Annotated in this window: 19 protein-coding genes and 1 pseudogene; 10 read left to right on the forward strand and 10 right to left on the reverse strand. The window is 70.5% G+C overall.

Annotated features, from left to right (window positions below):
- Positions 1–145 precede the first annotated feature (145 nt).
- Positions 146–997 carry a fructosamine kinase family protein gene (locus tag OG252_RS24675; RefSeq protein WP_329338754.1) on the reverse strand — a complete coding sequence of 284 codons (852 nt, stop codon included), beginning with the start codon at positions 995–997 and terminating at the stop codon, positions 146–148.
- A gap of 161 nt (positions 998–1,158) precedes the next feature.
- On the opposite strand from OG252_RS24675, the gene OG252_RS24680 reads away from it, so the two are divergent.
- Together OG252_RS24680 and OG252_RS24685 are read left to right on the forward strand one after the other, a co-directional pair.
- Positions 1,159–1,779 (forward strand): RNA polymerase sigma factor, encoded by a 621-nt coding sequence (locus OG252_RS24680; RefSeq protein ID WP_329338756.1) that lies wholly within the window; start codon positions 1,159–1,161, stop codon positions 1,777–1,779.
- Positions 1,776–2,789, forward strand: a complete 1,014-nt coding sequence (locus tag OG252_RS24685) for a CU044_5270 family protein (protein WP_329338758.1) — start codon at positions 1,776–1,778, stop codon at positions 2,787–2,789. Before OG252_RS24680 ends, OG252_RS24685 begins: the two co-directional genes overlap by 4 nt.
- Positions 2,790–2,810: 21 nt before the next feature.
- On the opposite strand, the gene OG252_RS24690 is transcribed toward OG252_RS24685, so the two are convergent.
- The 6 genes and pseudogenes from OG252_RS24690 to OG252_RS24710 all read right to left on the reverse strand — a co-directional run bounded on the left by OG252_RS24690 (position 2,811) and on the right by OG252_RS24710 (position 9,086).
- Entirely contained in the window at positions 2,811–3,710 is a 900-nt protein-coding gene (locus OG252_RS24690; protein ID WP_329338760.1) for a hypothetical protein, read from the reverse strand.
- Positions 3,707–5,362 (reverse strand): serine/threonine-protein kinase, encoded by a 1,656-nt coding sequence (locus tag OG252_RS24695; RefSeq protein ID WP_266436307.1) that lies wholly within the window; start codon positions 5,360–5,362, stop codon positions 3,707–3,709. Before OG252_RS24695 ends, OG252_RS24690 begins: the two co-directional genes overlap by 4 nt.
- 360 nt (positions 5,363–5,722) lie before the next feature.
- Positions 5,723–6,088 (reverse strand): annotated as a pseudogene (locus OG252_RS52370) (DUF4232 domain-containing protein); the annotation flags it as partial.
- A gap of 43 nt (positions 6,089–6,131) precedes the next feature.
- Positions 6,132–6,290 (reverse strand): hypothetical protein, encoded by a 159-nt coding sequence (locus OG252_RS24700; protein WP_329338763.1) that lies wholly within the window; start codon positions 6,288–6,290, stop codon positions 6,132–6,134.
- Positions 6,291–6,380: 90 nt separating this feature from the next.
- Positions 6,381–7,712 (reverse strand): enolase C-terminal domain-like protein, encoded by a 1,332-nt coding sequence (locus tag OG252_RS24705; protein ID WP_329338765.1) that lies wholly within the window; start codon positions 7,710–7,712, stop codon positions 6,381–6,383.
- Positions 7,713–7,748: 36 nt separating this feature from the next.
- On the reverse strand, positions 7,749–9,086 hold the full coding sequence (locus OG252_RS24710; protein ID WP_266436311.1) for a gluconate:H+ symporter: 1,338 nt from the start codon (positions 9,084–9,086) through the stop codon (positions 7,749–7,751).
- A 149-nt stretch (positions 9,087–9,235) separates the two neighbouring features.
- Between OG252_RS24710 and OG252_RS24715 the strand changes: the two genes are divergently transcribed.
- The 3 genes from OG252_RS24715 (at position 9,236) to OG252_RS24725 (ending at position 11,606) form a co-directional block, all read left to right on the forward strand.
- Positions 9,236–10,024: an IclR family transcriptional regulator gene (locus OG252_RS24715; protein ID WP_266436314.1), complete on the forward strand. Its 789-nt coding sequence runs from the start codon at positions 9,236–9,238 to the stop codon at positions 10,022–10,024.
- A 68-nt stretch (positions 10,025–10,092) separates the two neighbouring features.
- On the forward strand, positions 10,093–10,413 hold the full coding sequence (locus OG252_RS24720) for a hypothetical protein (RefSeq protein WP_266436316.1): 321 nt from the start codon (positions 10,093–10,095) through the stop codon (positions 10,411–10,413).
- A 380-nt stretch (positions 10,414–10,793) separates the two neighbouring features.
- Positions 10,794–11,606: a hypothetical protein gene (locus tag OG252_RS24725; protein ID WP_329338768.1), complete on the forward strand. Its 813-nt coding sequence runs from the start codon at positions 10,794–10,796 to the stop codon at positions 11,604–11,606.
- A 149-nt stretch (positions 11,607–11,755) separates the two neighbouring features.
- Here the strand turns inward: OG252_RS24725 and OG252_RS24730 are convergent, their stop codons facing one another.
- Together OG252_RS24730 and OG252_RS24735 are read right to left on the reverse strand one after the other, a co-directional pair.
- Entirely contained in the window at positions 11,756–12,232 is a 477-nt protein-coding gene (locus tag OG252_RS24730; protein ID WP_266436318.1) for an SRPBCC family protein, read from the reverse strand.
- 172 nt (positions 12,233–12,404) lie between these two features.
- A complete protein-coding gene (locus tag OG252_RS24735; RefSeq protein ID WP_329338770.1) occupies positions 12,405–14,375 on the reverse strand; it encodes an Ig-like domain repeat protein in 1,971 nt (656 codons plus the stop codon).
- A 314-nt stretch (positions 14,376–14,689) separates the two neighbouring features.
- Between OG252_RS24735 and OG252_RS24740 the strand changes: the two genes are divergently transcribed.
- The 4 genes from OG252_RS24740 (at position 14,690) to OG252_RS24755 (ending at position 19,615) form a co-directional block, all read left to right on the forward strand.
- Positions 14,690–15,547, forward strand: a complete 858-nt coding sequence (locus tag OG252_RS24740) for an SCO2400 family protein (protein ID WP_329338771.1) — start codon at positions 14,690–14,692, stop codon at positions 15,545–15,547.
- Positions 15,548–15,703: 156 nt separating this feature from the next.
- Positions 15,704–15,970 (forward strand): hypothetical protein, encoded by a 267-nt coding sequence (locus OG252_RS24745; protein WP_266436324.1) that lies wholly within the window; start codon positions 15,704–15,706, stop codon positions 15,968–15,970.
- 135 nt (positions 15,971–16,105) lie between these two features.
- Complete coding sequence (locus OG252_RS24750; protein WP_329338773.1) at positions 16,106–18,106, forward strand: glycoside hydrolase family 97 protein; 2,001 nt, start codon at positions 16,106–16,108, stop codon at positions 18,104–18,106.
- Between the two features lie 120 nt (positions 18,107–18,226).
- Positions 18,227–19,615, forward strand: coding sequence for a hypothetical protein (locus tag OG252_RS24755; RefSeq protein WP_329338775.1), 1,389 nt, complete (start codon positions 18,227–18,229; stop codon positions 19,613–19,615).
- Between the two features lie 81 nt (positions 19,616–19,696).
- On the opposite strand, the gene OG252_RS24760 is transcribed toward OG252_RS24755, so the two are convergent.
- Complete coding sequence (locus tag OG252_RS24760; protein ID WP_329338777.1) at positions 19,697–20,482, reverse strand: DUF4232 domain-containing protein; 786 nt, start codon at positions 20,480–20,482, stop codon at positions 19,697–19,699.
- Positions 20,483–20,677: 195 nt separating this feature from the next.
- Here OG252_RS24760 and OG252_RS24765 point away from each other — a divergent pair, with 195 nt between their 5' ends.
- A complete protein-coding gene (locus OG252_RS24765; RefSeq protein ID WP_329338779.1) occupies positions 20,678–21,970 on the forward strand; it encodes a helix-turn-helix domain-containing protein in 1,293 nt (430 codons plus the stop codon).
- The last annotated feature ends 14 nt before the right edge of the window (positions 21,971–21,984 follow it).

The following is a 21,984-nucleotide window of genomic DNA, read 5'->3' on the forward strand; positions in this document are numbered from 1 at the left end:
GCCGGCCGCCAAGTGATCGCCCTTTGTCCGCACGCAGGACCAGACCAGAGGGGAGCGGCCTCGGGTGGGCGTCGGCCGGGCACTCCAGTGGTACCGCACCGGAGCCGACAAGACGGACGGCTTGGGCGCCGCGGGCTTCCCGGAGTCAGGAGAACGTACGGACGACGTCCCGGACCCGCGTCACGGTGTCGCCGTGCGTGCCGAAGTGGGCCAGCACGCTGAGGTGTTCGCGCAGGTGCAGCAGCGGCATGCGGTCGCGCCAGCCGTCGGGGAGGGGGGTGATCTCCTCGTAGGCGTGGAAGAAGCGGGCCGGCGGAGGGTCGCAGCAGTACGTCATGCTGAGGTCGGACTCGGCCCACAGCCAGCACACCGCCGGGTCGAGGAACACGGGGTCGCCGGCCGGGTCCGCGACGATGTTGGCGCGCCAGAGATCGCCGTGGTTGAGGACACTCGGGGAGGCTGGGACGAGCTGTGGGAGGCTTTCGCAGATTCGCTCCAGGCCCGCCAGGTCGGCCGGGTCGAGGGCGTGGCGGACCTTGGGTTCGCGCAGGTAGCGACGGATTCGGTGCTCGGCGAAGAACTCGTGGCCGTCGTCGGCCCAGCCGTTCTCCTGGGGAAGCAGGCCGAGCCATCCGTCGGTGTCCCAGCCGAACCGGTCGCCGCGCACCGTGTGCAGGGTGGCGAAGGTCCGGCCCGCGGCCTCCCAGAACTCGTCGGTGTCGGGCCGGGGGTGCAGCGCCTCCATGAGGAGGTGGTGCGTACTCACCTCGAACACCTGGGGCGTACGGATGCCCGCGCGTTCATGGAGCGCCCTGAGTCCGGCCGCCTCCAGCGGGAACAGGTCGGGCGGAGCGTCGACGGATCCCTTGAGGACGTACGCCGTTCCGTCGGCGAGGGTCAGCCGCCAGACGTCGTTCACCGCGCCGCCGGAGAGCGGCTCGGCGTCGACCACGTCCGGGACGACATCGCTGGGCAGGCGCTTCCAGAGGGTGTTCACGCGATCAGCTCCGACAGGGCGTTCCACAGGGTGCGGGCTGATTGGAACACTCCGAGAGAGGGGCCCGCGTGCAACGGTGTGGCGGTGTGGCGGAGGCCACAGGAACTCCGCCGGACCCGCGGAGAGTAGTGAGTGTGAGGCAAACAGAACCACCGGAAACGATGCGTGCGCGCATACGGGCAGGGGACCGTGCGGCATTCGCCGACCTGTACGACGAGCACGCGCGGGCGGTCTACAACCATGCCCTGCGCCTGACCGGCAACTGGTCGGAGGCCGAGGAGGCCATGTCGGAGACCTTCCTCGCCGCCTGGCGTACCCGGGAGACCGTGGAGGCGGAGGGCGGTTCGCTCAAACCCTGGCTGCTCGGCATCGCCACGCACAAGGCGCACAACGCCAACCGTGGGCTGCGCCGACGGCTCGCCTTCCTGGCGCGCAGCCCGGAACCCCGTGCCGTCGAGGACTTCGCGGAGGAGACGGCCGGCCGGATCGATGACGCCCGCCGTCTCGCGGTGGTTCACGAGGCGCTGGGCCGGTTGCGCCGCCAGGACCGGGAGGTGTTCGCCCTGTGCGTGTCGGCCGGTCTGGACTACCAGCAGGCCGCCGAGGCGCTCGGCATCCCGGTCGGCACCGTGCGGTCGCGGCTGTCGCGTGCCCGGGCGCGGCTGGCCCGGATCAGCTCCGGGCGACTCGACCGCGCGAAGGCGGAACCGCGGGGCCCTCGCGGAGAGAAGGAGAGTGAGGCCGCGCTCGCGGCCATGTTTCTGCAGGAGGAAACAGGATGAACAGTGAGAGCGAAGAACTGCTGTCGGCTCCGGCCGAATGGGACCTCCCGCCGAGCCGACACCTCCACTTCAAGGACGTCCTGATGCAGCACATCGACCACGACCGCACCCCTTCCACCCCGGCGCGCCCGACACCACGCCGTCGACTGGCGCGTGGCGTCGTGCTGTTGCCCCTCGCGTCGATGGCACTGGCCGGCGCGCTGATCGTCACCCTCTCCGGCGGTGACGACACGTCCGCCCCCAAGACCCGGGCCGTCGGCAGCAACAGCGCCTCCGCCGTTCTCGACCGGATCGCCGTAGCAGCCATGGCCACCGACGCGACGCCGGTGAAGGACGGTCAGTTCGTGTACGTCGAGAGCCTGGGCCGCTCCAACGAGGGCACCTTCGACGGTCCCGTGCGGCTCGGAGCCCTGAACAAGCGGGAGGTCTGGATGGCGCAGGACCCCGGGCCCCTCACCAACACCGGGTGGATTCGCGAATCCGGCAAGGGTGCCGTGATGCCCGGTCAGCTGATCCCCATCGAGTCCTCCGCTCCCGTCCCGGCGGGCATCCACCACCCCACGTACAAGTGGCTGGCCTCCCTGCCCACCGACCCCGACGCGCTGCTCGACGTGCTCTACGCCCAGACCCGGGTGGACGAAGGCAAGTCGAAGGAGCAGGCCGTCTTCTCCCAGATCGGCAGCTTGATCAGCGAGACGATCATGCCGCCGGCGAACGCCGCTGCTTTCTACAAGGCAGCCGCCAAGATCCCCGGCGTGAAGGAGATCCCCGACGCCGTCGACGCCGCCGGCCGGCACGGCATCGCCGTCACCCGCGAAGACGCCTCCTCCGCGACCCGTGACGAATGGATCTTCGACAAGGACACCCTCGCCTTCCTCGGCTCGCGCTCGTACATCACCAAGGACGAGGTCAAGGGGATCAGCTCCGACACCCTGCTCGGGACCAGCGCCATCATGAAGCGCGCGGTCGTCGACCAGCACGGCAAGGCACCCGCACGGAGCGGCAGTTGACCTGCGTCGCGCCGGGTGTCTTCAGGGGCAGTCGTACGTGAAGTGGGTGGTGACCGTGCGGTGGGCGGGGGACTGGAGCCGTAGCTCGGCCCCTGCCGTGTAGTGGCCCTTGCCCTGGAAGGTCCACAGCAGGTGCAGACGTGCCTGTCTCTGGCCCCGGACCACCACTTCGTGCAGGACGCCCGAGGCGGTGCCGTCACTTCGGGTCCAGCGGTAGGAGAGCGTGCCCGGCCGGCCGTTCGTGGCGACGAGGGCGACTATGTCCGCTGTGCCGTCGCATCCCAGAGCCGTCGGCCGGGCCGTGACCGCCGCCGTACGCACCGCGACGGCGGGCCCGAGGCGCTGCCAGGCGAGGAAGGCGAGGACGACGATCAGTACGAGCGCGGGCAGCGCGTGTCTTCGCAGGCGTCGGCGCGGGGGCACGCGAGGCGGCGGCAGGGCGGGCAGCGTCCTGTGGGTACGGTGCGCGGCGGCGGCCGTCACCCCCGGGCCGAAACGCAGCACGGTGCCTTCGGCACGGTCGGGCGGCGTCGGCGGCGGTGGCGGTGGCGGCAGGGTCCCCGTGGAGGGCGGCCCGACGCGGGTGGTGGTGTCCGGCTCGGGCCGCTGGATCCAGTGGCTGGCCAGCACCGTGGCGCTGTACTCGGCGTCGGCGGAGCCGAGTTCGTCGCCCGGGGCGTGTTCGTCGCCCGGGGCGTGTTCGTCGCCCGGGGCGTGTTCGTCGCCCGGGGCGTGTTCGTCGCCCGGGGCGTGTTCGTCGGTGGGGCCGAGGTGGAGGGTGGAGGTGTGGTGGTCGGCGGGGCCGAGCACCCGGGTTTCGTCGGCCGGACCGAGCACCCGGGTTTCGTCGGCGGAGCCGAGTACCCGGGTGGGCTCCCGGTCCTCGGCGGACGCGGGAGTGCGGTCGTTGTGAGCGCTCATCCGATGAGACACCCCCTGGTCAGAAGCTGCTGCGAGGCGCCGCCGTCGGCGGCGGCCGGAGTGGTCGTGGCCTGCACCGTCCAGTAACAGCCCTTGCCCTGGAACGTGTGGTCGACGGTGAGCGTGTACTGGGTGGCACCGCTGCGCTCGAACGTCTGGGACGCACCGTCCGGGGTGCCGGGCTGTCCCCCGGTGTCGCCCGTGAACCACGAGACGGTGATGGAGAGCGGTCCGGTGCCGTCCGTGGTGATGTCGATCGTTGCCGAGGCGGTCGTCGGACCCGTCTGCCGGAAGCCCGACACCGCGACGTCCTTGACGGCGGGAGCGGCCGGCGAGGTGGGTGCGGTGGTCGTCGGCGTCGCCTCGGTGGTCGCCGCGCCGGGTGTCGTCGTCTCCGGGGCGGCCGGAGCCGGAGCCGTGGTGGCGGACGCCGAAGGCTCGTCGGTGCCAGGTGACGCCGGGTCCGAGGGCGACAGGCTGGGTGACACGGAGGACGTCGGGGGCGGCGGGGACGAGTTCGCCGACGCGGTCGGCGGAGCGCTGAGCTCTCCCGACTCCACACCGGGCTGGGCCCTTGTGGTGGCCAGGGCCTGCGCCGCCTGCTGGGGATCCGTTCCCAGCGGGGTGTGCTGGATGCCGTAGGTGAGGAGGACCGCCAGCAGCACGGCCGCACCGGCCACCAGCATCCCTGGTCGGCCGGGACGCCACGACCGCGCCCAGCCGAGGCCCGGTTCACTGCTCAGGACCGTGCGTGCGGTGTCCGTCGTGGTACGTGGGGCACTACGGGCCGAGGGCAGCAGCAGCGGCACCAGAGCCATCAGCGCGGCGAGCCGGCCGCGGCCGCGTTCCTCCCAGTCGGGCCCGTAGGCGGCGCCGGCCACCGCCTCCAGTTCCGTGACGAACTCCTCGGCGTGGGTGGGCCGTTCCCGCGGGTCCTTGGCCAGACCGCGCCGGACCAGCTCCCGCACCGCCTCGGGGGCCTCCTCGGCGGGGACGGGCGCGTCGACGTGCTGCAGCGCGAGTTCGGCGAGATTGTCACCCGAGTACGGCTTGTGGCCCGTCAGGCACTCGAAGAAGGTGGCCGTGGCCGCGTACACGTCGGCGGCGGGCGAGGCGGGCGCGCCGGTCCACTGCTCCGGGGCCATGTAGGCGGGGGTTCCCGCCACGCCGACGCTGGTGCCGGCGTCCACCGCGATCCCGAAGTCGACCAGCTTGGACGATCCGTCCGGTACGACCAGGACGTTCGCCGGTTTGTAGTCGCGGTGGACGACGCCGACGCGGTGCGCGTCGGCCAGGCCGAGCAACGACCCCTTGAGGATCACCAGCGCGGCCTCGGGATCGAGCGGACTCTCCCTGGTCAGCAGGGTCCGCAACGAGACACCGTCCACCAGCTCCATCACGATGGCGGCGCCGTCCGGGCTCTCGACGTACTCGTACAACCCGGTGACGTACGGGCTGTCCAGGCCGCCGAGCAGCCGCGCCTCCGCCCTGAACTCGCGTACGAAGCCCGGCCGGGTGCGCAGTGACTCGCTGAGGTACTTCACCGCGACCGGCACGCCCGTCTCCTCGTGCACGGCCAGGACGACCCGCCCGCTCGCCCCTGATCCGAGCTCCAGTGACTCGGCGTATCCGGGCACTCCCCATGTGTTCATCCCAGCCCCCCAAGGCCGCACGTGCACCGGAGACTCACCCGCCCCGGAGCTTCGGCCACGCGTCCAAAGACACGTTTTCAGCCACTGCGGTTGCGGTGCGGCATCCGGTATCCCCGTTCCGGGCACCGGCAGCCGGGATATCGGGGGGAGCACCACTGGATAGTGCCTCAGAACCTGTACGGATCGGCCCGGAACGCCGGTATCAGTCCGGAGCACGGCCCGCGTGCCGCGCGGGTGCGCGACCGGTCCGGCCCGTTTCCTGCCGATTTCGCCGCGGCTGCGGGGTGCATCACGGGTGGCTGAAAAGATCACACCGCGTTCACCAGGTCAGGGCGTCGGTCACGTTGTCCTGCCAGTACGTCACCTTGGCCGCACTCGGCTCGACGTGGAGGGAGCCGCCGGGCGCCGGAATCTTCGCTGCGCCGCCGACGCTGCCGCCGTTCGGCCGTGGAGGTGCAGGCTGATGACGGAGCTGCGGACGGACCGCTCACCGCTGCCGTCGCCGGACGAGGTCGTCACGCCGGCGTAGGCGGTGGCGCCGGGGGCGAGGGTGACGACGGCCTGCGGCCGGCTCTCCTCGATCTCGGCGGTGGCGGCCTGCGCGTCCTTCTCGAACGCCAGGAGCGGGAAGGCAAGGAGGTTGCAGGGCCGCGGGCCGTTGTTGGTGGCCTTGATGACGATGTGGTTGACGGGCCGGGAGACCTGCTCGGCCGTGAACTTCAGCGAGCCGGTCGCGCAGTCCGCGGGCTTGGCTGTGCTGCTGCCCCCGCTACTGGGGTTCTTCCCGCTCCCGCTCCCGCTCCCGCTCCCGTTCCCGTTCGACGAGTTCCCCCCGTTGGTCTTTGAACCGGTGCTGCCGCCGTCCGCGGTGGGCGTCGCGGACGCGGCGGCCGACGATGCCTGCGTCGGCTTGGCTGCCCCGTTGCATGGTGGTTCCCCCTGCGTGGTTGTCGTTACGGCGTTCGGGATACGGGTGGTAGGTCACGGCACGCGGATCGCGGGTGCTCTACCTGGTCGACTACCGCACCAGGCAGGGGCGCTTGCCGTCGAACTCCCAGCCAGGGATGAGGTGTTGCATGGTGACGGCGTCGTCGCGTGCCCCCAGCGCCTTCTCCCGGTAGAGGTCGTGGGCCGCGAGGAGCCGGTCCATGTCGAGGCGGACGCCCAGCCCCGGGGCGTCCGGGACGGCGATCTCTCCACCGACGATGCGCGGTGGGGCGGTGGTGAGCCGTTCCAGCCCTTCCTGCCAGATCCAGTGGGTGTCCAGGGCGTTGTACTCGCCCGGGGCCGCGGCGCCGCAGTGGGTCACCATGGCCAGGGAGATGTCGAAGTGGTTGTTGGAGTGGCAGCCCCAGGTCAGGCCCATGGCGTTGCACAGCTGCGCCACGCGCACCGAGCCCTTCATGGTCCAGAAGTGGGGGTCGGCCAGCGGGATGGAGACCGACTGGAGGGCCAGGGCGTGGGTCATCTGGCGCCAGTCGGTGGCGATCATGTTGGTCGCGGTGGGAAGGCCGGTGGCGCGGCGGAACTCGGCGAGGATCTCCCGTCCGGAGTAGCCGCCTTCGGCTCCACAGGGGTCCTCGGCGTAGGCGAGCGTGCCGACCAGGGGCCGGCACAGCTCGATCGCCTCGCGCAGTGACCACGCGCCGTTCGGGTCGAGGGTGATCCGGGCCTCGGGGAAACGGTCCTTGAGGGCGCGTACGGCGGCCACCTCCTCGGCACCCTCCAGGACGCCGCCCTTGAGCTTGAAGTCCCGGAACCCGTAGAGGTCGTAGGCCGCCTCGGCCTGGCGGACGATCGCCTCCGGCGACAGGGCCTCCTCGTGCCGGAGCCGGTACCACTCCACGGGCGCGTCCGGTTCGCGGACGTAGTCCAGGTCGGTCCGGTCCGGGTCGCCGACGTAGAAGAGATAGCCCAGCACTCTTACGGAGTCCCGCTGTTGGCCGTCGCCCAGGAGCGCGGCGACGGGCACGTCGAGGTGCTGCCCGAGGAGGTCGAGCAGCGCGGACTCGACGGCGGTGACCGTGTGGACGGTGGTCCGCAGGTCGAAGGTCTGGGCGCCCCGTCCGCCGGCGTCGCGGTCGGCGAACCGGTCGCCGATCTCGCGCAGGACGCGCTTGTAGTCGCCCACCTTCGCACCGAGCACGAGGGCTTCGGCGTCGCGGAGCGTCTGGGTGATCTTCTCGCCGCCGGGCACCTCGCCCAGTCCCGTACGGCCCTCCGAGTCCTTGAGGACGACGATGTTGCGGGTGAAGTACGGGCCGTGGGCGCCGGAGAGGTTCAGCTCCATGCAGTCGCGGCCGGCGACGGGGTAGACGGCGAACTCGGTGACGGTCGGCTGACTGCTCATGATGGTCCAAGTCCCTTGTGTCATGGATGAGTCGAGTTACAGGCTGAGGACGTCGAGGGCCCACTCGGCCGCCAGGACGCCTCCCAGGCCGAGGACGGCCAGCACCGTCGTGTAGGTGGTACGGACCTTGATCGCCTCGATGACGGAGAGGTTGAAGTACTCCTTGAACAGCCAGAATCCCGGGTCGTTGACGTGGGAGCACGCGATGGAACCGCAGGCGACGGCGAGCACCATCATCTCCGGGTGGACCCCGCTGCCCGCCAGGAGCGGCAGCACCACACCGGAGGCCGTGACGACGGCGACCGTGGCCGAGCCGAGCGCGATGCGGAGGATGACGGCGACGAGCCAGGCGAGGACGATCGGCGAGATGGACCAGCCGTCCGTGGCGTCCTTGATGTAGTCGGAGATCCCGCCTTCGACGAGCACGTTCTTGAAAGCCCCGCCGGCGCCGATCACCAGCAGGATCATCGCCATCGCCTTGGCCGCCGAGGTGCAGGAGGCGCCGACCTCCTCCAGACTCCGGCCGATCCGCGGCCCGAACGCCCAGATGGCCAGGCACAGCGTCAGCAGCAGCGCGATCGGTGCCGAGCCGATGAAGGCGACGAAGTTCAGGAACGGGCTCTCGCTGGAGGTGGCCATGTCGGTCACGGCGGCGGCCACGATCAGCGCCACGGGGAAGAGCGCCACGAACAGCGACCAGCCCAGTGAGGGCATCTCCTCGTCGGTGAACTCGCGGTCGCTGACCAGGCCCTTGGGGATGGAGGGGTTCATCGCCCTGATGAACGGGAGACGGGGCCAGGTCAGGGCGATGAGCGCGCCGGCGGGAACGGCGATGAACAGGCCGTAGAAGAGCGTCAGTCCGACGGAGGCGTGGAAGGTCGCGGCGACGGCGGTGGGGCCGGGGTGCGGCGGCAGGAAGCTGTGCATGGTGGACAGGGCGATGGACATCGGCAGGCCGACCCACAGCAGCTTCGTTCCGGTGACCCTGACCAGGGTGAACGCGATCGGCACGATGATGATGAAAGCGACCTCGTAGAACATGGTCACGCCGATCAGCATGGCCGTGACCACCATGGCCACCTGGACCCAGCGCGGGCCGAAGGCGTCGAGGAGCTTGCCGGCTATCCGCTGTGCGGCGCCGGAGTCCCCCATGACCCGGCCGACCATGGCGCCGAGTCCGATGGTGAGCATGGTGTCGCCGATCTGGTCCCCGATGCCTTCGGAGAGGACGTCCGGGATGGTGGCCACCGGGATGCCCCGGACCAGTGCGACGCCGACCGCCACGAGCAGGAGGGCCGCGAAGCCGTTGAGCCTCAGCCTGGTCATCAGGAGAAGCAGGACCAGAACGCTGATCCCGACTACGAGGAGAGGCATGGCAGTTCCCCTTTGAACTGTTGGGTGAGCCCTCACGCTCATCCCTGTATGCAGATGGCGTCTACGTATGCAGATGGAGGTTAGATGGGTGAACTGAGTGGGTCAACGGGTTGGGCGGACTCGGATCGACGCGGATTTACGATGGGCCCATGTCGGAGGGGAGAGGTGTCCGCGGTGTGAAGTCGGCGGCCCGGACCGTCGCGCTGCTGGAACTGCTCGCCGAGCGGGGCGAGCAGCCCTCGCGCCTGGACCAGCTCGCTGAGGAACTGGGCGTGCCGCGCAGCAGCATGTACCAGCTGCTCCAGACCCTCGTCGACTCCGGTTGGGTCCGCACCGACGCCACCGGCTCCCTCTACGGCATCGGCATCCGCGCCCTGCTCACCGGCACCAGCTATCTCGACGGCGACCGGCGCATCCGTACGGTCCGCCCGTACCTCGACGAGGCGTCGGACGCGCTCGGCGAGACGATCCACATGGCACGGCTCGACGGCCCGGACGTCGTCTACCTCGCCACCCGCGAGTCCCACGAGTACCTGCGCACCATCAGCCGCGTCGGCCGCCGCGTCCCGGCCCATGCCGGCGCCCTCGGCAAGGCACTGCTCGCCGAGCGCCCCGACGACGAACTGCCGGTCGCGGGCGGGCCGTTGACGGCCCTCACGGAGAACACCCGCACCGACCGTGCCGCCCTGCTCGCCGACCTGGCCCAGGTGCGCGAGCGCGGCTACTCCATCGACCGCGAGGAGACGGTGACCGGTATCGCCGGCTTCGGCTTCGCCCTGCGGTACGACACACCGGCCACCGACGCCATCAGCTGCTCGGTCCCGGTGGCCCGGCTGACCCGGGAACACGAGGCCCGCATCGTCTCGGTGATGCGGGAGGTACGAGCGAAGATCGAAGCCCACCTGCCGCCCGCCTCGGGCGTACCCGACTGGCGCTGAGGCTGCGGGTGGTGACTGACCGACCTGGTCACACCAAGAAGATCGTGCGTGCCAGTACGCTCCCGGTCATGACGGCACCTCCGACCGGCTCCGAGACAGCCCCCCGCCCGACCGCGTTGTGGGGTCTCTCCCTGGCCTCGCTGGGCGTCTTCCTCCTCAGCTGGGCGCTGTGCTGGGCGAACGCGTACGTCGTCAATGACGACCTGCCGAACACCTGCGGCGACCTGCGCCGGCAGAGCTTTCCGCCGGAGGTGGCATGCGCGTCCGCCGACGGCACGCTCACCGGTGCGAACGCCGGCGGGATCGAGGTCCTGTTCTTCGCCTCACTCGTGCTGTTCGTGCTGCTCACGAGCATGGTGCTGGCGCTCGCGGCCGTCCGCGGGAAGTGACGCGTACGGCGAGCTGCGGATCAGTCGCCGCAGGGCGGTGTGCAGAGGGTCGCGGGCATGGCATTCCTCGTCCGGTCAGTCGTACTCCGGCTGCCACATGGCGCCCTGGGTCCGCTGGATCACGTCGTCGAGGCGGGCCCGGGCGACGCCCTCACCGGCTGAGCGCGGGCGGACGGTCGCGGTTCAGGACGGCGCATCGACGAACCGCCGTCCACAGCCGGTGTGTTGCTGTGTCACGGCTGTGCCACGGCGGTGTCCTGAAGGGAAGACGGGCGTGACCTGCGGGCTCTGGGACGCCTCATAGTCAGCGCAGAGCGGGAAACCGGTGGAGAACGCCGCCGGCTCCCTGCTACTCCCCACTTCGGAAGGAACCTCCCGTGATGAACCGCCACCTGCGCAAGGCCGTTGTCGCCGCTGCCGCGATCACCGCCGGACTGCTGATGACGGCCTGCCAGAACGGCACCGCCGACAGCTCGTCCGGCACGAGCCCGGCGGACCCGGCAAGCCCGGTGGCGGCCGCGGAGAAGGCCTCTGACTCCAAGGACTCCAAGGACTCCAAGGGCGTCAGCGGCTCGTTCAGGAACGGCAAGGTCACCTACCTCGCCCCGGGCAAGTACATCGTGTCCGTACCGGGCAAGAGCAACCAGCAGTTCTGGGTCGCCGACGACACCGAGGTCTACGGCGCCGGCACGATATGCGGCGAGGCGGGCTCCAAGGTGGACGCGCCGTGCACCCCCGACCAGCTGGAGGCGGCCCTCAAGAAGGGTGCCGTGAACGCCGACGTGGAGATGAAGAACGGCGCGGCGACCCTGGTGACCGAGCGCCGCGCCCCTCAGCAGGACACCGGATCCGACGCCGGCTCCGCCCCCGACTCCGACTCGCGCGACACCGTCGTCGAGGGCATCGACGAGGGCAAGGGTGTCGACGGAACCTGGTTCGGCAACGTCTCCTACCTGGCGCCGGGCAAGTACACGGTCTCCGACATGAAGGGCACCGAGCAGCAGTTCCTCGTCGCCGAGGACACCGAGATCTGGGGCTACGGCGACATCTGCGGTGACACGAACACGGGCGAGGGCGGCCAGGGCGGCATCGAGTGCACCGAGGGCGAACTGGAGACGGCCGCCAAGAAGGGCTTCAGCGCCGAGGTCGAGATCAGCAACGGCATCGCGACCACCATCACCGACGACCACTGAGCACACCCCCGCGGCAGTCCGCGGCACGTCGTGCCCGCCGCCGGCCTTCCCGTCCTTCGGGTGTCGGAGGGTCTTCGGGTGTCAGAGCGCTTCGGTTGTCAGAGCGCTTCGGTTGTCAGAGCGCTTCGGTTGTCAGAGCGCTTCGGTTGTCAGAGGGGCGAACCGGGGTCCTCGGGCCGGATCCGACCTCGCCAGGCACCCGTCTCTCCCCCGCGCCCTTCGATGTAGTCCTTGAAGCGGTGCAGGTCTCCCTTCACCCGGCGGTCGATCATGCCGAGCATGTCCCCGCCCTTCTCGACCATGCCGGAGGGCTCGACGTCCATGGTCAGTTCCACCCGGGTGTGCGTGTCGTCGAGCCGTTCGAACCTGACCGATCCCCGTTGCCGGACGTCGCCCTCGACGACCCGCCACGTGATCCGGTCGTCCGGCAGCTGGTCGACGATCTCGGTGTCGAACTCGCGCTGCACTCCCCCGATCTTGGTCTTCCAGTGGTTGTGCCGCTCGTCGAGCTGGCGCACCTCCTCGACGCCCTCCATGAAGTTCGGGAACTCCTCGAACTGCGTCCACTGGTTGTAGGCGGTGTGGACGGGAACCTCGACGTCTACTGCCTTCTTCACCGTGCTCACGGGGTCCTCCTCGCTGAGATTCGGCGACGGTCGTTGCACAGACCGCCGAGTACCCGTGCGCCGGGGGATGAAGACCCGCATACCGCCCTGAATCAGGTGTCACCGCAGGAGGACGCCACCGGTACGACTCCGTGAGCTCGGGGCCGTACCGGTTCGGCGGTCGGGGCCGGGATCAGTTGGTGAAGGTGAAGTACTTCCAGGCGCCGTGGGTAGTGGAGTTGACGCTGTCGCCGGAGGAGCCGTTGATGTACGACGAGCGCATCCGGGCCCGGATGCCGGATTCGCCCGGCGCTTCCAGGTTCACGGCCGACTTGCCGTTGGTGGCCAGTGCGAAGTACTCGGACCCGGAGTCGTACCAGGAGCCCTGGTAGTAGACCTGGAGCTGGAACCGCTGCTGGCGGCCCGAGTAGTAGTTCATCGTCGTGGTGAACCGCGGGTCGGTGTTCTTGCGGAAGTAGTAGTACGTCGTGGAGCCGATCTTGCCCGTCTTGTAGTGCTTGGAGACGGCGGTGGAGATCTTCGCCTGGGCGTACCCGGTCGACTTCACGGTCTTGGGCGCGGAGCGGGCGTCGCCGTCGAAGACGGCGGTGACGGCGGTGTCCCGGGTCATGTCGACGGTCGCCGACAGGTTGCCGCTGGAGTTGACCTTGGCCTTCTTCAGCAGCTTCTTCGGCTTGTCGGCGCCGAAGGGGTCCGCGTAGATCGCGACGGTGCGGTTCTTGTACGTCGTGCCGAGATGCGCGGTGAAGGTGACGTCCTTGCCGTACGAGTACAGCTTGCCGTTGTTGTTCAGGGTCAGCGTGGTCGCCTTGCGCGAGACCTGCACCGCGTCGGAGCCGGAGACGGGGGCGTGCGTGGCGTCGCCCGCGTAGGACACCTTGTAGGTGACCTTGCCGCCGGCGGGCGGGGTGTCCGGGAAGGAGAAGCTGCCGTCGGCCTTCGTGGTGACGGCGGCCAGGGCCTTGCCGCTCGGCGACTCGAGGTCCGTGCGGGTCACCTTCAGGCCGGTGCCCGCGGGAAGGGGTGTCTTCGAGGTCAGCTTGCCGGTGACGGTGAGTTTCTTGGCCCGTTCCGCCGTGGCGGGGGCCGCCACCTTGAGGGTGGGCAGCTCCTTCGTGGGGTCGGTCAGGGCACGCAGGGTGTACGTCCCGTGGGTGTTCACGGAGACGGCGAAGACGCGGCTCGCGTCCGGCGCCCAGGCGAGCGCTCCGTCCACCAGGGTGTCGGCGCCGCTGCTGTCACCGGTGTTGGGGAAGTCGTACTCCCGCGTCGGCGTCGGGTCACCGGGCCGGTGGATGTGCACGTCGGGCTCGTACCAGGAGAAACTGCCGCCCGCGACGCTGCCGTCGGGCGCTACCCGCACGGCGTTCGGGTACGCGTCGATGGGGTAACCGGCCCGCTCGGTGAGGTCGGTGGTCGAGTAGGCGCCGATGCCGTAGCCGTTGTCGGGGCTGCCCCACGAGGTGAGCACCTGGCTGCCGTCGGGCGTCAGGTCCAGCTGCTTCACGGCGGTGTCCATGTCGCCCTTGACCCGCAGCGTGGCCCCGTCGGCCGAGACGTCGTACACGGCGAGATCGCCGCCGTTGCCTGCCACCAGGACGCCCGGGACGGCCGGGTCGGAGGCCAGGAACATCCCGAAGGCGCCGGAGAAGTCGACGTCGCCCCGCTCGGCGAGATGGACGACGGGTTCGGTGCCGGAGACGTCGAGCGAGCCGAAGTCGGTGCCGTGGGCGAACCAGATCCGGCCGTCCACGACCTCCAGGTCACCGGGAGCCGCGCCCACCGGGTAACTCGCGGTCTGGGTGTACGTACCGGTCTCCACGGAGACGATCCGGTTGCCGTTCTTCACGGCCGCGTACACCTGCCCGGAGTCGGCGGACAGCGCGAGGCCGCTCACGCCGGAGAGCCCGCTCAGCGTCGCCTTCACGGCGCCCGCGTAGTCGGTGACGACGATCTTGCCGCCCGTCGGGTCGGAGACGTAGACGCGCTGGTGGGCGCCGTCCACGACGATGTCGCCGACCGACTTCACCGCAAGTGTCTTCGCGGAGTCGGCCACGGACGGCCCCGCGGCGCCGACGGCGAGAACGGCGGAACTGAAGACGACCGCGAGTGCGGTCGCGGTCGAGATGGTGCGCCTGCGCACAGTGATGTAAACCCCCACAGAACAGCCCGGTGGTCGCCGGGCGGAAATGACGATGAGCCGGCCGCGCGTCCCCCCTCACACCGACGACGGGTGTGTGGACGCTGCCGAGAAAGGCAGCGTATGGCATGCCAGTGACAATGGTGATCGTTCGGCCCTCACACGCGAGCCCCGGGATCCCCGCAGGAGTTCCGCACAGCCTCCACACAGCGTTTCGGAACCGTCGCTACTGTTTGCTCGCCGCTCGATCCCACGTACGAACGTGACCGGGCCGTGGCCCGGCGGGTCGACGGCATGTCAACTCAGGAAGACCGCACATGGACTACTGCTCCACATGTCGCCGCCATCTCAACGGTGCCCTGGTGTGCCCCGGGTGCGGTGCCTACGCCCCGGACATCGCTCCGGCCACCACGCCGACCTCCGTGACCGCGAGTGCGGCAGCGGCACCAGCATCGGAGCCCATCGCCTTCGACGCGTGGCACGGTCGCGACGGCCGACTGCGGCACGAGGTGGCGGCCGGGGGCGGCATGGACGAGGTCCCGCAGAGCGACCCGTCCGGCGGTCCTGAGGGTGGGCCGATCGCGCCGCAGGGGCGGGCCGCGCGGCGTCGCCAGCGTGCCCGCTGGAAGAAGAACCAGCGCAAGGCCGTGGTCGCCACCGCGGTCGCGCTCATCGGCGGCGGACTGACCCTGGCCTCCATGGACCGGCAGTCCGGCGACCGGACACAGGCGGCCATGGCGCCGAAGGACCCGGCCATGGGAGGCGTCGAGGAACAGGCGGCACAGGACGCCCGCCCGACGTCGACACAGCCCGACATACAACGCTCCTCGCCCACGCCTCCCACGCAGTCGCCCGCGTCGGACCACCCAGACCGACAGCAGGCCACCGCCTCCCTCCCCACCACTCCGCCGAACACCCGGCCGGACGCGGCTGCCCCGCCCCGTACGACGGAAATGTCGCAGCCTCAGCCGCAGACCACTGCCCCGTCCTCGGACGGAACGGTGTCCGACCGCACCGACACGGCCGATGCGACGCCGGCACAGACGCCCGCGCCCGCTGCCACTGCTGCCGCCGGCGGTTCCGACGCCACGGACTCGGGGACGTCGCCGGCGAGCACCGCGCCGGCCACGACCTCGCCGTCGCAGGTCTGCCTGCTCGTGCTGTGCATCGGCTGACCGCGCCGAGCCGCACCTGGTCGTGACCTGCACGAGCCGGTGTCTTCGGTCGGCGCCCGCGTGCCTCCCCCCATCAGAGCGGCCGCCCCTTCGGTGGCGCACCCCGCGCCGACAGAGGACGCTGGATGCAGGGGCAACGCGATGGAGAGACACCCCATGGCTCAGACCAGCTCAGACCACAAGGCGCACACGCCGTTTCTTTCCCGCCCCGGCGTCCGCCGCCTCGCACCGTTCGTTCTGATCACCGCGATCGCTCTGGTCTTCATCTTCGAGAACCGCGAGAACGTGAAGATCCGCCTTCTCGTCCCTGAGGTGACCATGCCGCTGTGGGGCGCCCTTCTGATCGCGTGGGGCCTCGGCATGCTCGCCTGCGCCGTTACTCTTCGCCGGCGCCGCAGCCGGCATACACGACGGCCTCAGTAGGTCCCCGCGCCGTCTGCGCCCCTACGACTACAGGGGCCGCGGGATCTTGACCCGGGTTTGCTCAGCACGTACGTTCCCTGCGTCGGCGAGTAAACGGTTACTACCTGATTACCTCAATGGGGAGGTCCCTTCACGATGAGAGCTGCGGGAGACCGGGAAGAGCTCACCACGGACAGCGGCGACAGCGCGGGGGCGTTGTCCCGTCGGGGAATACTCAAGGGCGCGGCCGTCACCGCCGGGACGGCGGCGGTGGGGCTGGTCGCCACGCGGCCGGCCCACGCGGCGGACGCCCCGGCCCGTGTGGTCCGTGCGACCGCGCGCATGGGCGGTACGTCCATCACCATGTCGGTGGTGAACGGGGCGCTCCGGTGGTCCGCCGAGCGCAACGGCAAGACCGTGATCGACACCTCGGCCCTGGGCCTCAGGCTGAGCGACGGGACCGTCCTCGGCAGCGACGTGACGGTGCTCGGGCAGCAGCACGGGACCACCCGTACCACCTGGTCCCCGGTGTACGGCCGCAATGCGACGGTCACCGACCACTACCAGGAGCAGCGCTGGAAGCTCCAGGACACCGCCTCTGGCATCCGCTTCGGCGTCCGGATCCGCGCCTACAAGACCGGCGTCGCCCTGCGCTACGTCCTGCTCGACACAGGCACCGGCACCGACACCGAGACCGGCACCGTCACCATCTCCGACGAGCTGACGACGTTCGTCTTCCCGGACGACACCACCGTCTACAGCGCCCGCGACGAGGACGCGTACCTCCCGGTCGCCCCCGACGCGATCCCGTCGAGCGGAACGTCGAGCACGGACCAGGGCCCTCTGACCGACCTGCCGCTGACGGCCACCCTCTCCAACGGGTACCTCGCCTGCGTCTGCGAGTCCGCCCGCCTGAACTTCCCCCGCCTGATGCTCAGTTCGGTCCCCGGGCAGCCGGGCACCCTGTCCGCCTTCCTGATGGAGCACACCGCCCGCGGCAGCGGCCCGGTCGAGACGACCGCCACGGTCACCGCCCCGTTCGCCACACCGTGGCGCGCGGTGGTGATCGGGGCCACGCACGCCGAGCTGGTCGACAACGCCGAGCTGGTGCTCAACCTCGCCCCGCCCACCGCCCTGACCGGCACCACCTGGATCAAGCCCGGCAAGGTCTTCCGCTGCGAGCTCAGCACCGCCGCCGGCCTCGCGGGCGTCGACTTCGCGGTGGCCCGCGGTGTGGAGTACATCGAGTACGACGCCGGCTGGTACGGCCCCGAGTTCACCACCGTCGACGCGACGACCCCGATCGCCGCCATCGACCTGCCGTCCGTCATCTCGTACGCCACGAGCAAGGGCATCGGCGTCTTCCTCTACGTCAACCGGATCGCGCTCACCGACGCGGATTCACTCTTCGCCCTCTACAAGAGCTGGGGCGTCGCGGGCATCAAGCTCGGCTTCATCAACGAAGGCACCCAGTCGATGACGAACCAGATCACCGGCTGGGCGCGGACGGCCGCCGCGTACGAGCTGCTGATCGACATGCACGACGACGTACGGCCGTTCGGCTACGAGCGCACGTACCCGAACTACATCAGCCTGGAAGGCGTCCGGGGCAACGAGCAGTTCCCGACCGCCACCCACAACGTGACGCTGCCCTTCGCCCGCAACATCGGCGGCCCGATCGACTACACCATCTGCTACGGCCAGTCGCGCAACAAGACGACCAACGCCCACCAGATGGCGATGGCCGCGGTGTACTACCAGCCCCTCAACTTCCTTTTCTGGTACGACAAACCGTCCAAGTACGCCAACCCGGCGAGCTGGCCCGGACTGCCCTGGTTCAACGCCGTCCCCACCACCTGGGACGAGAGCAGGACCCTGGCCGGATCGATCGGCGAGTACGTGGCGGTCGCCCGCCGGAACGGCTCCACCTGGTACCTGGGGGCGATGACCGACGAGACGGCCCGGACGCTGCCGATCCCGCTGTCGTTCCTGGGCGGCGGAACCTATACGGCGACCGTCTACGCCGACGGCACGCCGGGCAGCAGCCCGTTCCGCACCCCGGTCGTGGTCGGTACGCGGACCGTCACCTCGCAGACCACGCTGGACGTGGCCATGGCTCCCGCGGGCGGCCAGGCGATCATTCTGAGGCCGAGCTGAGGCGTAACCCGCCGCGTGTGACGTCTGGTTGGGGCTCCGCGCTGGATGAGTGCCGCCTGTCGATCAAGACAGTGGCGTGGAGTTCACCCGCAGACGCCTACCGAAGGAAGCGACCGACACGTGCGCATAAGACAGTTCGCCGAAAGAGCGGCACTCTCAGCGGCACTCTCCGCCGCCCTGAGCCTCTCGCTCCTCGGCCTCGGAACGACCACGGCCGCCGCGGACACCAGTACCTCACTGCCGATCAGCTCGTATCGCGACATGGCTGTCGACGCGGCTCATCAGCAGGTGTTCCTCAGTGACCCGTTCGGTGGCAGCGTTCTGGTGACGGACTACACGGGCCAGGTCGTGAAGCAGATCGGCGGAGAGGCCGGCGCCTGGGGAGTCGCGCTGTCCAGCGACTTCAGCACGCTGTACGTGGCTCTCCGCGACGCCGGCGCGATCGCCGCGATCGACACCGCCACGCTGCAGGAGACCGCCAGGTACGACACCGGCACCGGTGCGGGCGCCTACGCCGGCCCGACCTCCCTCGCGCTCGCCGGCGGGAAGATCTGGTTCGGCTACAGCACCGACACCTGGCACGGCGCCCTCGGCTCCCTGGACCTGAGCGGCCCGCAGCCGGTCGTCACACGGGACCAGGGCCTCGACACGTTCCGCGGCGCGCCGCACCTCGCGGCCACGCCGCAGGACCCGGACACCCTCGTCGCCGCCGAGTCCGACGGCAACGCCGCCTCCCTGGCGGTGTACGACGTGAGCACCGGCCGGGCCGACGCACAGGCCAGGCGCGTCGATCCGGGGCCGGACGGGTGCGCGAGCCTGCAGGACCTCGCCCTGACGCCGGACGCCGCGCGGGTCGTCGTCGCCTGCGCCAGCCCCTATTACCACCAGGCGTTCCGCACCGCCGACCTGTCGGACGACGGCCGCTACACCACCAGCCACTATCCCAACTCCGTGGCCGTCGCCCCCGACGGCACGATCGCGGCGGGCATCAACGGCGCCTCCTCGCCCGACGTGTACCTGTTCCCGCAGGGCGACTCCACGGCCTTCCACACCTGGGACTTCCCGGCGTCGTCCCCGTACACCACCAACACTCTCCAGTCCGGCGGTCTGGCCTGGGCGCCTGACGGCAGCCGGATCTTCGCGGTCACCGAGGACAGCGGCTCCTCGTCCCTGTCGCTGCAGGTCCTGAACCACCCGCAGGTCGACACCACCGTCACCGTGCGGGCACCCGCCTCGTCGCCCCGGAACCAGGACCTCACCCTCAACGGAAAGCTCGTGGCGCCCGTGGGATTCGGCACCGGAAGCACCGTCGACATCTGGCGGCTCGACGACCCCCTGGCGGGTGAGGGCACGATGATCGGGTCCGCGACCGTCGCCGCCGACGGCACGTTCAGCTACACGGACCGGCCGAGGGCCAAGGGCGCTGTCCAGTACACCGTCCAGTACTACGGCGACGCGCGGCACGCCTACGCCCATGGCTCGGTCACGGTCGACATCACCTCCGACTGAGCCCCTCCCACGACAGGCGCTCGGCCGGGGTGTCCCGGCCGAGCGCCTCAGTACGCGGACCCGCGTCGGTGAGCCGGTGCGTCACCAGGCCAGGGCGTCGGCCATGGTCGACTGCCAGTACGAGACGCCGATCGAGTCGTCGACGTACACGCCCTTCGCGGGGAGTGACGGGCGGGCGCTCGCGCCCTCGCCGTAGAACACCTCGAGGGACTTGGCCGTGTAGCCATGGGAGCCGCTGCCGTCCGCGGCCGCGAGAAGGACGCTCGCGTAGCCCGACTCGCCGGGGGCCAGCGTGACCACCGCCTGCGGCTTGGAGTCCTCGAAGGCCGGCGGGACGGACTGGGCCGCGCCGAACCGGACGGCCGGGAAGCCGGTCAGGTCACAGTTCTTCGAGCCGGTGTTGGTGACGGTGAGGAGAAGGTGGTTGAGCGGACGGGCGACCACCGTGGCGGCCATCCGGGTGGAGGCGCTGGAGCAGGGGACGGAGGCGGACGCCGAGTCGTCCGAGCCCGTGGAGCCCGAAGAACCACTGGAACCCGAGGAACCCTTCGAGCCCGACGAGCCCGACGTGCCGCTCGAACCGGCCGCGCCGCCCGTCGAGCCCTTGGAGGTCGAGCCGGTCTGGTCGGTCTGGTCGGTCTGGCCCGCTCCGGTGGACGTTCCCCCGCTCGCCTTCTGTGACGGCGTGGTGGAAGCCGTGGGCGCCGCCGTGGACGAGGACCCGGCCGACGCCCCCTCGTCGCGGACGCCCTCTCCGCCGTTGCATGCCGCCAGCGTCAGCGTGGCGGCCGTGATCGCGGCGGCGACGAGCATGCGGGAGCGGTGGGTGCGGTGGGTGCGGTGGGTGCGCTGAGTACGTGTGGACATGAGATCCCCCTGGTGCGGTACGGGTGTTGGCATGGGCCGCTCGACCGGGTGCCGGGAGCGGCGTGCTTGGATGGCCCAAGCTTGTGGGGCGATCCGTCCCGGCCGCCACGACTGCCGGGGCATCCGGAACGCTGGAACGCTCGCAATGCCTCTGACCTGGGGGAATGACCTCCCCCTGGAACGGGGGTCCGGGACGTGGGAGAGGGAGGAATGGTGGCGGGGGACGAGTTCTCGGAGCTGCTGGGCCAGTTGAAGGAGCGATCCGGGCTCAGTTACGGGGTGCTCGGGAAGCGGCTGCACACGAGTACGTCCACGCTTCACCGGTACGTCAACGGGGACGCCGTACCGACGGACTACGCACCCGTGGAGCGGTTCGCGCGCGTGTGCAAGGCGACGCCCGAGGAACTGGTGGAACTGCATCGGCGGTGGGTTCTCGCGGACGCCCGGCGGGGGCAGAAGGCGGAGGCCGAGACCGGAGCGGGCACGGCGACGGAGCCCGAAGCGACGGCCGAGCCCGAGCCCGAGCCCGTTCCCGAGATCGAGCGGCCGCCCCTGACGGAGGCTCCCGTGGGGCGACGGCGGCGTACCGCCGTCCTCGTCGGCGCCGCCGTGGCCGCCGCCGTCGTGTCGGCCGCGCTCGTGGTGAATCTCGTGCCCGGCGCGAGCGATGACGACCAGAGCGCGAAGCAGCCCGCGGGCGCCGCCTCCCGGCCCGTCGACGAAAGTCCCGGCGCCTCCGAGTCGGCCGACGGGAAAGGCAAGTCGCCCTCGCCGTCCGCGTCCCGCAGCGGCAGTCCCACGGCTTCCGTCTCCGCCTCCGCCACCCGGAGCGGCGGAGCCGGGGCGGCCCAGGGCGGGGGTGTCGAGGACGGGGCCACCGCGCCCGCCGTCGACGTCGACCCGTACAAGTGGGAAGGGCCGTGCAGCCAGCACTACCTGCTCGACCGGAAACCCGAGGAGGTGCCTCCGCCGCCGCCCGAGCCGGACGCGCGCGGGTGGGTCACCGCGTTCGGTGGGGTCGCCGCCGGGCAGCAGATGCTCGAACTGACCGTGCAGGGCACCGGGAAGGCCACCGTCGTCCTGGACGAACTCCATGTGCGGATCGTGGAGAAGAGCACACCGCTCGACTGGAACGACTTCGCGATGGGCGTCGGCTGCGGTGGCGGCGTGGAGACGGCGGCCTTCGGTGTGAACCTCGATGCCGGGCGGCCCGCGATCTCACCCAAGGCCGGTCAGCGCGACTTCCCGTACAAGGTGAGTGAGTCGGATCCCGAGGTCTTCTACATCTTCGCCGACGCGCGGGCGTACAACGTGAGCTGGTACCTGGACCTGGAGTGGTCCAGCGGCAACCAGAAGGGCATCCTGCGCATCGACGACAACGGCAAGCCCTTCCGAACGAGCGGAAACGTGGGCCGACCGGCGTACAACTACCCGCTCGGCGACTCCAAGTGGGCACGAGACGAGTGGAACCCGACCATCCCCGGCTGACATCTCAGACGGTC

Origin of the sequence: Streptomyces sp. NBC_01352, from assembly GCF_036237295.1 — a bacterium.
Lineage (GTDB): Bacteria > Actinomycetota > Actinomycetes > Streptomycetales > Streptomycetaceae > Streptomyces > Streptomyces plumbiresistens.

What these genes read in the sequence shown, in the direction of transcription:
- OG252_RS24720 (WP_266436316.1), top strand. Translation starts at nt 10,093, where the DNA reads ATGACGGCACCTCCGACCGGCTCCGAGACAGCCCCCCGCCCGACCGCG.
- OG252_RS24690 (WP_329338760.1), bottom strand. Translation starts at nt 3,710, where the DNA reads ATGAGCGCTCACAACGACCGCACTCCCGCGTCCGCCGAGGACCGGGAG.
- OG252_RS24695 (WP_266436307.1), bottom strand. Translation starts at nt 5,362, where the DNA reads ATGAACACATGGGGAGTGCCCGGATACGCCGAGTCACTGGAGCTCGGA.
- OG252_RS24700 (WP_329338763.1), bottom strand. Translation starts at nt 6,290, where the DNA reads ATGCAACGGGGCAGCCAAGCCGACGCAGGCATCGTCGGCCGCCGCGTC.
- OG252_RS24740 (WP_329338771.1), top strand. Translation starts at nt 14,690, where the DNA reads ATGGACTACTGCTCCACATGTCGCCGCCATCTCAACGGTGCCCTGGTG.
- OG252_RS24715 (WP_266436314.1), top strand. Translation starts at nt 9,236, where the DNA reads ATGTCGGAGGGGAGAGGTGTCCGCGGTGTGAAGTCGGCGGCCCGGACC.
- OG252_RS24745 (WP_266436324.1), top strand. Translation starts at nt 15,704, where the DNA reads ATGGCTCAGACCAGCTCAGACCACAAGGCGCACACGCCGTTTCTTTCC.
- OG252_RS24685 (WP_329338758.1), top strand. Translation starts at nt 1,776, where the DNA reads ATGAACAGTGAGAGCGAAGAACTGCTGTCGGCTCCGGCCGAATGGGAC.
- OG252_RS24680 (WP_329338756.1), top strand. Translation starts at nt 1,159, where the DNA reads ATGCGTGCGCGCATACGGGCAGGGGACCGTGCGGCATTCGCCGACCTG.
- OG252_RS24705 (WP_329338765.1), bottom strand. Translation starts at nt 7,712, where the DNA reads ATGAGCAGTCAGCCGACCGTCACCGAGTTCGCCGTCTACCCCGTCGCC.
- OG252_RS24750 (WP_329338773.1), top strand. Translation starts at nt 16,106, where the DNA reads ATGAGAGCTGCGGGAGACCGGGAAGAGCTCACCACGGACAGCGGCGAC.
- OG252_RS24710 (WP_266436311.1), bottom strand. Translation starts at nt 9,086, where the DNA reads ATGCCTCTCCTCGTAGTCGGGATCAGCGTTCTGGTCCTGCTTCTCCTG.
- OG252_RS24760 (WP_329338777.1), bottom strand. Translation starts at nt 20,482, where the DNA reads ATGTCCACACGTACTCAGCGCACCCACCGCACCCACCGCACCCACCGC.
- OG252_RS24725 (WP_329338768.1), top strand. Translation starts at nt 10,794, where the DNA reads ATGAACCGCCACCTGCGCAAGGCCGTTGTCGCCGCTGCCGCGATCACC.